This window comes from Janthinobacterium sp. SUN211 (assembly GCF_030587315.1).
Lineage (GTDB): Bacteria > Pseudomonadota > Gammaproteobacteria > Burkholderiales > Burkholderiaceae_D > Janthinobacterium > Janthinobacterium kumbetense.
In genome coordinates, this window is the sequence record NZ_JAPWIC010000004.1 from 325,454 (window position 1) to 338,639 (window position 13,186).

Below are 13,186 nucleotides of genomic sequence, written 5' to 3' on the forward strand. Positions count from 1 at the left end.
CAAGCTCTTGTCTCTATCGTATCGGCATCCGCGGCGCTTGGGGGATGGCGCGGCGGCGCGCATTTCTATTTCCACAAAAAAACAACACCTGTATACAATTTTGAAAAAAATTATCAGCTTTACAGCGGCCGCCTTGCCCCGCAAGGGTAAGAAGGTGCGATGATTATATGCAAGAACTGATAGTAAGTATGCAGCCAAGACATATCGCCCGACGCGGCGCTTCTCGCATCATGGATTGAACGGCGCGCAATATGCCCCATCGCAGCGCTTCATGCGGGCTACGCCCCCTGCTATTTCATTTCCCGTTTTCCAACACCGCCATCAGGAGCCGAAAGTGCCAAAAACCATACCGTGTCTGTTGCTCTGCCTCACTACCACCCTGGGCATGGGCGCGACCGCCCAGGCTGCCGAATGGAGCGATACCGCGCTGAGCTGGCGCGCCGGCAATGACTACCGCGAGCCGTTCAATCCGGACGACATCAAGAAAAACATCTTTGCCATCACACACGCCAGCGGCTACAAATACGGCAGCAACTTCGTCAACCTCGATTTCCTCATGTCCGACAGCAAGGACCCTGGCGCACTCGGTAAAACCTCCGGCGCGCAAGAGGCGTACCTGGTCTACCGCAACACCATCGACATCGGCAAGGTGCGCGGCAGCGACATCAAGTTCGGCCCCGTGCGCGGCGTCGGCGTCACCCTGGGCTTCGACGTCAACACGAAAAATGACGTCGGCTACAACTCGCGCAAGCGCATGCTGGTGGCCGGCCCCACCCTGATGTGGGACGTGCCCGGCTTCTTCAACACCAGCCTGCTGTTGCTGCGCGAAAGCAACGCCCCCAGCGGCGCCTTCCCGCCCATCTCGCAAGTGACGGGCCGCTACACGTACAAAACGCACGCCATGCTGACGGGCGCCTGGGGCATCCCCCTGTCGCCGCTGTTCTCGTTCGAGGGATTCTTCAATCTCATCGATTCAAAAGGCAACGATGAAGTGGGGCGCAAGACGGCGGTGGAAACGAATATCGACATGCAAGTGATGTTCGACGTGGGCGCAGCCCTGGGCAGCGCCAAGAACACCTTCCGCGTGGGCCTGGAATACCAGTACTGGAAGAACAAGTTCGGCAACTCGCCCGCCACCACGGGCAACGTGGGCCAGACGGCGAAGACGCCGATGATACGCGCGGAGTACCATTTCTAAAATTCATTGTTACGCATCAACACACACAGTCGCGCCTGATGCCAGCATGGAGCTTTCCTGCTGGCGGAGAGCGCGACCGTGGAACAACTATTGCCGTATTACGAGCGTGAACTGGGCCTGTTCCGCCAGTACACGCGCGAGTTTTCCAGCCGCTATCCAAAGGCGGCCGGGCGCCTGCTGATCGCCGGCGAGACGTGCGAAGACCCGCACATCGAGCGCCTGATCCAGTCCGTCGCCCTGCTCACGGCCAGGGTCGCCAAGCGCCTCGACGACGCCTATCCGCAATTTACCCATTCCCTGCTCGAAACCCTGTACCCGCACTATCTGCGGCCGTTTCCCTCGTGCTCCATCGTGCGCATCGCCGCCGACGAAGCGCCGGGCCGCGGCCAACTGGCCCAGCTTGCGCATGTGGCGCGCGGCACGGTGCTGCGCTCGCAGCCGGTGCAAGGCGTGGCTTGCAAGTTCACCAGCGCGTATGACGTGACCCTGGCGCCGCTGACCATTTCTCGCCTGCATTTTTCACCGCTCCTCGACGCGCCGCCCGGCCTGCGCCTGCCCGCCGGCGCCAGCGCCTTGCTGAGCATTCAGTTCACCAGCAGCAGCGAGCAGTACCACCTGGATCAGGCCGGCTTTTCCAGCCTGCGCCTGTTTGCCGATGGCGAACCATCCGTCCGCGCGGCCCTGCTCGACGCCCTGTTCCTGCACGGCGCGGGCGCCTACGTGGCGCTGGACGAACACGGGCCGTGGCAAGCCGTCGCCGGTACCTTGCTGGCGCCGGCCGGCTATGCGGACGACGAGGCGCTGATTCCCATTTCCGCCCGTTCACACCCGGCCCTGCGCCTGCTGACCGAATACTTTGCCTTTCCGGAAAAATTTCACTTCATCGATATCGGATGGTCGCTGCTGGCACCGCTGTTGCCGAAACAGTGCCGCCAGTTCACCTTGCACCTGCCGCTCAAGGGCGTGCGCAGCGACAGCCACGAAGCGCGGCTCTTGTCCGGCGCCAGCCGCGACAACCTGCTGCTCGGCTGCACGCCCGTCGTCAACCTGTTTGCCAAGTCCGGCGTGCCGATCCGCCTCACGCATACCGAGCCCGACTACGCCCTGGTGGCCGATGCCACGCATGCGTTTGCCTACGACATCCACAGCATCGAAGCCGTCACCGTGGTGCGCAAGGATCAGGCCGGCGATCGCCTGAGCGCCTTCCTGCCGCTGTATGCCTCGCTGCAAGGCGCCCAGGCCGAATATGACCAGGAGCGTGGCCAGGAGTATGGTCAATACTGGCTGGCGCGCCGCGACGAAGCCGTGGCCGCCATCAGCCCCGGCCATGAAATGCGCCTGAGCCTGATCGACCCGCAATTCTTCCCGGACAGCCCGGCCAGCGCCACCGTCTCGACGCAGCTGCTGTGCAGCAACCGCGACTTGCCCGTGCAGTTGCATTACGGCTTGCCCGGCGGCGACCTGCTGGCCGAAGACGTGCCCGACGGCATCCCCGCACGCTTCCTGCGCAAACCGTCACCGAGCATGCGCTTTCAGGCGGACACGCACTGGCGCCTGATTGCACACCTGTCGCTCAATTACTCGAGCCTGACGCAAGCGGGCCTGGGCGAATTCCAGAAAATGCTCAGTCTGTACGACCTGCCTCGCTCGCCCGCCACGCAGCGCCTGATCCAGGGCATCGTCACGCTTGAGCACGGCAGCACGCGCGCGTGGATGCCCACCGTACCGTTTCCCACGCTGATGCCCGGCATCGCCATCCGCCTGGACATCGACGAGCAAGCTTTCGTCGGCAGCAGCATCTATATTTTTGCCCAGGTGCTGCAGCGCTATTTCGCCCTGAACAGCCAGCTCAACTGCTTTAGCCAACTGACGCTGCGGTCCCAACGCAGCGGCGAGGAAATCCTGCGATGCCCGGAACGCAGCGCCGACGCCACGCCAGCGTGATCCAGCAATTGCTCGACGCGCCGCAGCGCTTCGAGTGCTTCCAGGCACTGCGCCTGCTGCTGGCGTGGCTGGCCGCACACGGCGTCGACGAGCACACGGCGCTGACAAAGTTCGTGCGCTTCGACAATAGCGTCTCGCTGCGCTTTCCCGCCAGCCAGGTCGAGGCGCTCACGACCGGCGGCATAGCCGATGCCGATACCCTGCTGCAAGCGCTGCTGTCCGGTCACGGCCAGCCCATCCACCTCACGCCCGCCTTCATGGGCCTGCTGGGTTGCCAGGGCAGCTTGCCCAGCCACTATTCGGAGCGCATCGCCGCGCACCAGCATAGCGAACGCGAGAATGGCCCGCGCGCTTTTCTCGACCTGTTTTCCAGCCGCGCCATCGCCCTGTTTTACCAGGCCTGGCAAAAATACCGCATCGAACAAGCCGGCCATGCCAAGGACTTCCTGTCGCGCCTGCTGGCCCTGGCCGCTTGCCGCCCGGGCCAGGACGAGGCGGCGGCCGGCCTGTACAGCGGCTTGCTCCAGCAGCACGACGTCTCGTCCATCGTCATGGCGCGCATCCTCGGCGACCATTTCGGCGTGCCCTGCCACATCGACGAGGCGACGGGCGCCATGGATGTACTGACGCCGCGCGAACAAACGGCGCTGGGCAGGGAAAACGCCGTGCTGGGCCAGCGCGCTCTCGTCGGCGCGCGCTGCCGCCGTCCCGACCTGGCCGTGCGCCTGCGCCTCGGTCCGCTCACGGCGCAGCAGCACGCCAGCTTCCTGCCCCGTGCCCCGGCCAGCCAGGCGCTGCGCCAAATACTGATGCTGTTCGGCCAGCCGCTCGTGCGCTACGACATCGTGCTGGTGCTGCGCGCCAGCGAGGTGCGGGGCATGGCGCTGACGGCCGCGCCACAAGGCGGCCTCGGTTGCAACAGTTTCCTCGGCGATACGGCAGCGCCACGCCACCGCGATGACATGCACTACGAAATGCAATTGATGCCCTCATTCAACGATTGAACCTTGCGGCCGCGCAAAACGCTTGTGTTCGCTATTGCTACAGTCGGCCAACGATCCCTACCGTGAAGCGATGCACGATGAGCCAGTTCCCCGATACGACGGCGGCATGGACGGCAATAACGGGCGACATGCAGGGCCAGCGCCTGCTGCGCCTGCACTTTCCGCAGGGCGATGGGCCCGCCGGTATCCAGTTTCTGGCCAACAGTCTGGCCGCGAGCGAAAGCCTGTCGCGCGACTTTTCCTATGTGGTGGAAGTGCTGTCCGACGACGCCGCCATCGCGCTCGACAAAGTGATGGGCAAGATGGTGACCGTCGACCTGGTGCGCGAAGACGGCACCTTGCGCTACTTCAATGGCTACGTATTTGAATTTCGCTTCCTGCGCACGGACGGCGGTTTCGCGTTTTACGAGATGGTGCTGGAACCGTGGCTGTCGCACCTGCACTTGCGCCAAAACAATGTCGCCTTCCACGGCTTGACGGTGGCGGCGCTGACGGACAAGGTCTTCGATGATTACCTGATGCGCGACTACAAGCTGGCCGCCGGCGGCCCGGATCCCGCCATCACCTACACGTGCCAGCACAACGAGAGCGACCACAACCTGTTGCACCGCCACTGGGAACAGCTGGGCTGGCACTACCGCTACGAACACCGCCTTGACGGCCACACCTTGTGGCTGTCCGACGACAGCACCACCGGCAAGCCCATCGATGGAGAGCTGAGTGAAATCCCCTTCCAGCATCAGGCCGGCTCCCTGGAAGACGATGGCGTGCATCAATGGAGCACCGTGCGGCGCATGGCGCCAAGCCAGATGACGGTGGCCAGCTTCAATTTCAAGAACCCGCGCAGCGCCCGCGCCAGCCGCGACTCGCTGAACCGGCAGGGCGCCGTGCCATCGCTGGAAGTATATGAAAACACGGGCAGCTACGGTTTTAAAAACATCGACGATGGCGAACAGCTGGCCCGGCGCCGCATGGAAGAGCGCGACGCCCAGGGACAGCTGTTCGAGGCGCAAGGCAACGATCGCACAGCGCAACCAGGGCGCTGGTTCACCCTGGGCGGGCATTTCGACAGCGCAGCCAGCGAATACCTGATCCTGTCCGTGCACCACTACGCCAGCAACAATTATCAGCAAGGACATGGCGCCACTTCGCACTACAGCAACACCTTTACCTGCATCGCCCGCGCCATCCCCTGGCGCCCCGGCCGCAATTTCCATAGCCGCGAACCGAAGATCTACGGCGTGCAGACGGCCACCGTCGTCGGGCCGCCCGGCGAGGAAATCCACACGGACGGCTACGGGCGCGTGAAGGTGCAATTCCACTGGGACCGCCTGGGTACCTTCGACGACAAGAGTTCGCCGTGGATAAGGGTGATATCGAACTGGGCCGGCCCGAATTTCGGCCACATCAGCCTGCCCAGGGTGGGCATGGAAGTGGCCGTGCAATTTCTCGACGGTAACGTCGCCATGCCCCTCATCATCGGCTGCGTCTACAACGCGCGCAACATGCCGCCGTGGGAGCTACCGGCGAACAAGACGCAGAGCGGCATGCTGAGCCGTTCCTCAAAGAAAGGTTCGACCGCGCACGCCAACGCCTTGCGCTTCGAAGACCGCAAGGATGCGGAAGAGCTGTGGCTGCATGCGGAAAAAGACCAGCGCATCGAAGTCGAGCATGACGAATCGCACTGGGTGGGCAATGACCGGCGCAAAACCGTCGACCGCGATGAAACCGTGCACGTCAAGCGCGACCGCACGGAAACGGTGGACCACGATGAAGACATCACCGTGCACAACAACCGCCGTGAGCGCGTCGACCATGACGAACACATCGACATCGGCGACAACCGCCGCGAACACGTGGGCGGCAACGAGCAGGTGCAGATCGACGGCCACCGCTCGGAACGGGTGACCCTGGCCAAGGACGAAACCATCGGCCTGGCCAAGGTGCTGACCATCGGCGCCGCCTACCAGACCACCGTCATCGGCGCCATGAACACCACCGTGGTGCTGGCGCAGGCCGAGCAGATCGGCCTGGCGAAAAGTGTCATCGTCGGCGCCGACAGCACACTCACAGCCGCCGACTCGCACACGATGACGGTGGGCACGTCCAGCATCACCATCACGCCGGGTCGCATCGAACTTGTTGCCGATGAAATCATCATCCGCGGCAGATCGAAGGTACAGATCCATGGCGATGACATCGACAACAACCCGGGCTGACGATGAACGACGCCGGCACAGCCCATTTCGATATTCCCAACCTGCTGTTCGACAACCGCACGCCGCACGCGGCCAGCCAGTTCGACATGCTCGACCAGTTTGGCGAGGCCTTCCATGTGGTGGTGGCGCGCATGGGCTACACGCTTGGCCCCTGCGGCGCGGACGGCCTGGCCAGCCTGCTGCCCATGGCGCGCCAGTCGCCGCTGGCCACGCAAGACCTGCACCTGGACGACGACACGCAGGCGGGCACCGTGCAGGAAAGCGACTTCGCGCCCTATAAACCGCGCTGCGACGTGATCGTCAATGGCGTGGCGCACGCGCCGCGCGGCCAGGCGATGCCGCAATTTCTCATCAACCTGAAGGTGCAGTCGGAAAAGAGGACCCTGATCGACAAGACCCTGCAAGTGTGCGGCGAACGCGCCTTCCGCAAGAAAGCCGTCCTCACGCGCCTGGTGCAAGGCTGCGCCCGCATCGCCACCGTGGGCTTGCTGCGGCCCAATCCGTGGCAGCTATCTGCACCGGTAGCGTTCCTGCAATTGCCGCTGCACTACAGCTACGCGTACGGCGGGCAATGCCGCATCGAGGCCGATGACTGCAACGCGGCGGCGCACGACTCCTGCCAGGCCAATCCCCTGGGACGCGGTTTCGCGCGGCACTGGTACCTGGATGGAAAACATATCGATGAGGTGGCCGCGCCCCGTATCACGCAGCCATCGCTGCCGTGCACGGCCGCCCAGTTCTGGCAAGGCGCCGGCGGCAAGGAACTGCCGCCACCGGCGGGGCTGGCCGTTATCGGCCGTGGCTGGCTGCCGCGCCGCGCGCTGGCCGGCAACATCGTCGTCAAGGATCAATGGGATGCCGACGACATCCCCGCCCTGCCGGAAGACTTCGATTTCGCCTACTGGAACAGCACGCCGCCCGACCAGCAATGCCCGCATCTGGCGGGACTGGAACAATTCACCTTGACCAATCTGTGCCGTCACGACCATCGCTCGGCCCGCATCGACCCGCGCGGCAACACGGTGCTGCGCTTCTCCCTGCCACGGCAGGTGCTGTGTTTGCTGCTGGCGGACAAGAACGACCAGTTGCTCGTCTGGCGCCTGGCCATCGATACGGTGCTGGTCGATCCCGAGGCAGGCACCGTGGAACTGGTGTGGCGCGCCATCGTGCCGGCCGACGCGGGCCAGATCGCGTCGCGCTTGCTGCACGTGATGGAGCCGGCGCAAATCGCGCGCATCGAACTGCTGGAGCAAGCGCAGGAAGCGCTTGGCGAAGCCGCCGGGCAAGGCAAGAAACCATGACGAATGAAACCGTCACCAAGGCTTCGCGCTTCTATTGCGTCAGCCTCAGCCCTGATATTTGCAAGACACCCGTCGGCTCCAGCACGCCACCTATTCCCTACAACATCATCGGCGAATTCTCGGAAGCACAGAACGCCTCGCCCAACGTCAAGTCACACAGCGAGCCCGTCATCCTGCACCAGCGCAGCACCATTCCCACCGTCAAGGGCGACGCGGCCGGCAAGGCGGGCGGCGTCAAGAGCGGCACCGTCGGCAAGCAGGTCGACACCAAGGTGGCCAGCCCCATCCACCGCGCCAACGGCGCCGGCCTGGTGCAGATGGGGCGCGAAGTATGGATGAATTCGCGCAATACGGTGGGCAAGATTTATGAACGGGGCGCGGAAGCGGCCAAGCCCGTGCTCAAGGAACTGGGAGCGGCGATACGGGAAGCGGCACAGGATTACAAGGATCATGGTTCGAAGAAAATGCATGGCGCCGCCGAAGATCTGGTAGACGTGGGCGGTACCGTCCTGACAGGCAGCGCCGTGCTGGGTGTCGCCGGACTGGGCGTTGCGGCAACGGGAGTCGGCGCCCCCGCTGCCGCCGCGATGGAAGCGGGCGCGGCAGCGGGCGCTGTGGCCGGCACGGCGACCGTTGCGACAGGCACGGCCATGGATGCATCGGCCACAGTGCTCGACCAGGCGGCCGATTACATATTGACAGGCAAGACCCCTGATTTACTCAATACGGCCTCGGACATCGTCACGAATGCGGCAGGCACATTACTGCAAACGGCGCTCTTCAGCAAGATTCCCGGCGGAAAAATACTGAGCAAGTTCCTCGGTAAAAAAGCGGCGCCGACCATCAACAAGGTGAAGGACAAGCTGGTCGGCAAAAAGCCGGACAAGCCACCGCCAAAACTCGACAAACCTCCCCCGAAAAACGGCGGCGACGACGGCAAGAGCCGTGGCAAGAAAGAACCGAAATCGGAGCCGCCTTCCGACTGCTGCCCCAAGGATAGCGGGCCCGCAAAAAAACCCGTCAAGGGCCGCAAGCCCGTGCATTTCGGCACGGGACAGGAAATCCTGTACCAGACGGATTTCGCGCTCGAACGCAGCATCCCCATCGCCTGGACGCGCGGCTACCGTTCCGGCGCCGAATGCGAGGACTGGGGCTTGCTGGGCGCGCGCTGGTCTACGCCCTACACCACCAGCCTGTCGCTGTGCGATGCGGGCATCGTGTTGCACGATGACAGCGGCCGCGCCCTGCGCCTGCCTGGCCTGAAACCGGGCCAGCAGTACGACAGCCGCAAGGAAGGTTTTACGCTCACGCGCGACGGCGCCGACACTTTTACCGTGCTGTGGCGCGACGGCAGCGTCGACCGCTACGCGCACGCTGAAGGCGGCTGGCTGCCGCACGGCTACGACGGCGTCAACGCCATGCTGGCCCCGACCGCTCCCGTCGCCACGCAACGCTTTGCACTCGTGCGTAGCGAAGGGCGCGATGGACGCGGCATCGGCATCGAACGGTTGATCGATGCAAAACCGGGCGAAGTAGTGCTGCGCCTGCGCAGCGACGATGGCGGCGTGCTCGAAGCCATGCGCGGGGAGTCGGAAAAGGCCATCCACATCGGAAGAGTCGACGAGGTGTTGCCAGACGGCAGCCGCCTCTGCCACGTCCGCTACGCCTATGCCGTCGAGACGAACGATACCCTGGCGCCCTTCGCGCCGCGCCACAACCTGATCAGCCAGTCGAATGCGCTCGGTGACACGCGTTGCTACAGCTATCGTCACCATTTGCTCACGTCGTGCAGCAGCTACACGGGTTTTAGTTACGAGCTGGAATGGATCAGCCTGGACGCGCTGCGCGCCCGCTGGAGCGGTTCCCCCTTGAGCGAGCAGGAGCTGGTCGAACGTTTCCCCGTCACCCTGGCCAACAGCTACCAGGCGCGCGCCGTCGCCACGCGCGCCCAAGATGGCAGCGAGCACACACGCATCGACTACGTGGACAACGACACCAGCCGCGTCACGGAAAACGGCGACGTCCTCGAATACACCTTCGACGCCAACTGGCTGGTCACCGAAGTGCGCCGCGTCATCAATGGCAAAACCGCCTCGCTGGGCCGGCGCGAATGGGACCGCGACGGCATGCTGCTGGCCGATATCGACGCCAACGGCGCCGCCATGCGCTATGCCTACGATGCTGCCGGCAACCTGACCCGCAGCACCGATGCCAAGGGACACAGCAGCAGCATCGCATACGATGCCGGAAATCAACCTATCGCCTTCACGGATGCGCTGGGCAACACCACCTTGCGCGAATACGACGCGGCAGGCCGTCCCTTCAGCATCACGGATGCACTGGGCCACGTCACGCGCTACCGCTACGACCAGCGCGGCCAACTGGTGGAACTGATCGACGCCAGGGGCGGCAGCAAGCATTTTCAGTACAACCGCCAGGGCTCGCTGACCAGCTACACGGATTGCTCCGGCCACACCAGCGAATACCGCTACGATGCACTGGGGCGGCTGGCAACAGCCCGCGATGCACTGGGCCATGCCACCCGCTATGCCTATGACGCGCTGGGCCGGCTGATCCGTCTCACGGCGCCCGATCAAACTTGGGAGCAATACGCCTACGATGGGGACGGCAATCTGCTCCTGCACCTGGATGCGGCCGGTCAGCAAACGCGCTACCGCTACAACGGCCAGGGCTTGCCCGTCGAACGCACGGACGCCATCGGCCAGACCTTGCAGTATCGCTACGATGGCGCGCTGCAACTGACGGAATTGATCAATGCCAAGGGCGAAAGCTACCGGCTCGCGTATCACACGGAAGGCTGGCTGACGTCGGAAACAGGCTTCGACGGCAAGCGCACCGAATACAGTTACGACCAGGCCGGCAACCTGACCGCCACCGAGTGCGGCAGCCAGCGCACGCAGTTGCTGCGCGACGCGCTCGGTTTGTTGCAAGTCAAGACCACGGCGGACGGCATGGTGCGCTACGCCTACGATGCGCTGGGCCGCCTGACGGCAGTGTCCTCCCCGCAAGCCGAACAGCGCTTTATGCATGATGCGCTGGGCCAGCTGATCGAGGAGCGCAGCGCCTGCTTCCTGCAAGACTTGCCAGAGACGGCACGGTTGCCGAACGCCCCGCGCGTACCGGACGCCAGCTTTGTCATGACGCATGCCTATGACGAACTGGGCAACCGCATCCAGACGGTCTTGCCGAACGGACGCCGCATCGATACCCTACGCTACGGCTCCGGCCGCTGGCATGGCGTGCTGTGGCAAGGCAAGGCCGTGGTCGACGTGGAGCGCGACAAGCTGCACCGGGAAAAGCAGCGGCAGCTGGGCAGCAGCGGCTTGCTGGCCACGCGCCAGTACGATCCGCAATCGCGGCTCACCCAGCTGACCCTGGCACGCGGCGCCGAGGCGTCCAGCCCGTTGCGCGAACGCCGCTTCGAATACGATGCGCAGGGCAACCTGCGCACCATCTCGCAGACGGGTACTACGGCCACCGGCCCGCTTGGCAATCTGCGCTACGCCTATGACCCCGTCGGGCAATTGCTGTCTGCCGTGCAAGCGGGCCTGGCCGAACACTTCACCTTCGACCCGGCCGGCAATCTGCTCGACACGGCTCCCGCCGCCGGCAACGTCCTGCAACGCTGCGGCGATACGGAATACGACTACGACGAGCAAGGCAACGCCACCGGCAAGCGCTTCCATCCACCGGGCAGGGAATCGACGTGGAGCGACCTGGCGCTTGAATACGACGCCGAAAACCGCCTCAGCCACACCACCAGGACAGAACGCCAGTCGCGCCACCGCGCCCGCTATTTTTATGACGCCTTCAGCCGCCGCATCGCCAAGCGGGTAGAAGAAGCACACTGGAGCAATCGGCAGGACATCACCAAAGACCAGCCCGCACGCACTAGCGCCGCCACCACCTTCTTCGTCTGGGACGGTGACACGCTGGCGCAGGAACTTGGACACGAAGAAACGGTCACATATTTATACGAGCCGGACAGCTTCGTGCCGCTGGCCAGGATCAGTTCGCCAACCTGCCGCCAGGCAAGTGCGGTCTACCTGCCGCGCATCGCACAGTGGGATTTACCCGCCACCCGGCACGACGTCGAACTGCAGGCAGCCATTGCGCAAGAACAGGCGGACATTGAAGCGCATCATGTATCGGCATGGCAAGGTATCCAGGCAGCAGCCGGCGACGCGGCAGCACACGACCGCATCACCCACTACCACTGCGACCACCTGGGCACGCCACGCGAGCTGACGGATGCGCAAGGGAAGGTAGTCTGGAGCGGGCGCTACAAAGCCTGGGGGCGCTTGCTGCAAGTCGAGGGAGAAATCGAACAGCCGCTGCGGTTTCAGGGGCAGTATGAGGATCAAGAGACGGGACTGTTTTATAACCGGTATCGCTACTATGACTCGGATGTAGCTCGGTATGTGACGCAAGATCCAATAGGACTATTAGGTGGACTTAATAGTTACCAATATGCACCAAACCCTATACTCTGGATTGATCCACAAGGATTAAGTAAAAAATGTCAAAAAAATTCCTCATGCGATCCTTGTGCAGGAAAAAATCCATCAGCCACCGCTAGGAAGTGGCAAGGTACCCATCCATACATAGGTGTCGATAGCTATAAAAATATGGCTATACAGAAAGGAACAACAATATATGCACTTTACCATCCGGCACAAGGAAATAACATCCCCAGCTACTTCGTTGACGGAAAAACACTGGCTGCCGCAGGATGGAACCATAAAAAACTTCATGATTTAGTTCAAGTTCAGAGTACACTGACAGATCCGAATGGACGCCCACCCAGAACATTAGTTCGACAATATACTGTTATTAATACTATCTGCGTGGCAAGTGGAAGAGCTCTTCGGAATGGACAATTCGGATCTGGCGGTGGTCGCCAAATGTTTATAGCTGAGGCAGACAAAATAAATCTCATGCAAGGTTCAAATATTGGGCTCAAATAATGATGGATATCAGGACAAACTTTCTCAATGGTTCCATAGAAATAGAAGGGAACCTTATCCCAAATAAAGAATCATTATTTCCAAAAACAGAAGGAGAGAAATTCCTCAACTTATCGAGGCACAAAATAAAAAAAAGCACAATATATAGAATTGAAACAATGGAACACTACAAAAAATGCTTCATTGAATCTATTTCAATCGAATATAACTGTAGCGAAATAAAAAAAATAACTATAAATTTCATCGAGAAAAATAAAAAACAACCATGCTCTGCAAAATCGACAAAAACTGCAATAACTCTAGAGAAAATAACAAAAACAAAACCACTTGAAATAGGGATGTCAGAAATTAAATTCATATTTCAATGGGGAACCATTAATTTATCATATGACATAAAGACATCCTCTTCAACGGCAGTCTTGCACTATAAGAACCCTTGATTTTTTGAAAAATCAAAAACTGATTTGACTTGAATATCACACTGAACCATACTTAACGCCTCAATGCAGTGCCAGCACATACATCCCAGTAA

7 protein-coding genes are annotated in these 13,186 nt (G+C 61.8%); all 7 read left to right on the forward strand.

The features are described 5' to 3' along the window. The first annotated feature begins 385 nt into the window (after window positions 1–385). The 7 genes from O3301_RS16365 to O3301_RS16395 all read left to right on the forward strand — a co-directional run bounded on the left by O3301_RS16365 (window position 386) and on the right by O3301_RS16395 (window position 13,094). The gene (locus O3301_RS16365) at window positions 386–1,198 is read left to right on the forward strand and encodes an outer envelope protein (RefSeq protein WP_081922859.1); all 813 of its coding nucleotides are present in this window, start codon (window positions 386–388) and stop codon (window positions 1,196–1,198) included. 78 nt (window positions 1,199–1,276) lie between these two features. Then, on the forward strand, window positions 1,277–3,142 hold the full coding sequence (tssF, locus tag O3301_RS16370) for a type VI secretion system baseplate subunit TssF (protein WP_305056877.1): 1,866 nt from the start codon (window positions 1,277–1,279) through the stop codon (window positions 3,140–3,142). Then, window positions 3,106–4,146, forward strand: a complete 1,041-nt coding sequence (tssG, locus tag O3301_RS16375; RefSeq protein WP_305056878.1) for a type VI secretion system baseplate subunit TssG — start codon at window positions 3,106–3,108, stop codon at window positions 4,144–4,146. Before tssF ends, tssG begins: the two co-directional genes overlap by 37 nt. 62 nt (window positions 4,147–4,208) lie before the next feature. Then, complete coding sequence (locus tag O3301_RS16380; RefSeq protein ID WP_305056879.1) at window positions 4,209–6,365, forward strand: type VI secretion system Vgr family protein; 2,157 nt, start codon at window positions 4,209–4,211, stop codon at window positions 6,363–6,365. Window positions 6,366–6,367: 2 nt separating this feature from the next. Continuing rightward, on the forward strand, window positions 6,368–7,666 hold the full coding sequence (locus O3301_RS16385; RefSeq protein ID WP_305056880.1) for a DUF2169 domain-containing protein: 1,299 nt from the start codon (window positions 6,368–6,370) through the stop codon (window positions 7,664–7,666). Continuing rightward, a complete protein-coding gene (locus tag O3301_RS16390; protein ID WP_305056881.1) occupies window positions 7,663–12,654 on the forward strand; it encodes an RHS repeat-associated core domain-containing protein in 4,992 nt (1,663 codons plus the stop codon). The genes O3301_RS16385 and O3301_RS16390 overlap by 4 nt, the downstream gene beginning before the upstream one ends. Then, window positions 12,654–13,094, forward strand: coding sequence for a hypothetical protein (locus O3301_RS16395; protein ID WP_305056882.1), 441 nt, complete (start codon window positions 12,654–12,656; stop codon window positions 13,092–13,094). Before O3301_RS16390 ends, O3301_RS16395 begins: the two co-directional genes overlap by 1 nt. Window positions 13,095–13,186: the final 92 nt, after the last annotated feature.

Bases quoted from the DNA above. Each gene is read 5' to 3' on its own strand.
- O3301_RS16365 (WP_081922859.1), top strand. From the start codon at position 386: ATGGGCGCGACCGCCCAGGCTGCCGAATGGAGCGATACCGCGCTGAGC.
- tssG (WP_305056878.1), top strand. From the start codon at position 3,106: ATGCCCGGAACGCAGCGCCGACGCCACGCCAGCGTGATCCAGCAATTG.
- O3301_RS16385 (WP_305056880.1), top strand. From the start codon at position 6,368: ATGAACGACGCCGGCACAGCCCATTTCGATATTCCCAACCTGCTGTTC.
- O3301_RS16390 (WP_305056881.1), top strand. From the start codon at position 7,663: ATGACGAATGAAACCGTCACCAAGGCTTCGCGCTTCTATTGCGTCAGC.
- O3301_RS16395 (WP_305056882.1), top strand. From the start codon at position 12,654: ATGATGGATATCAGGACAAACTTTCTCAATGGTTCCATAGAAATAGAA.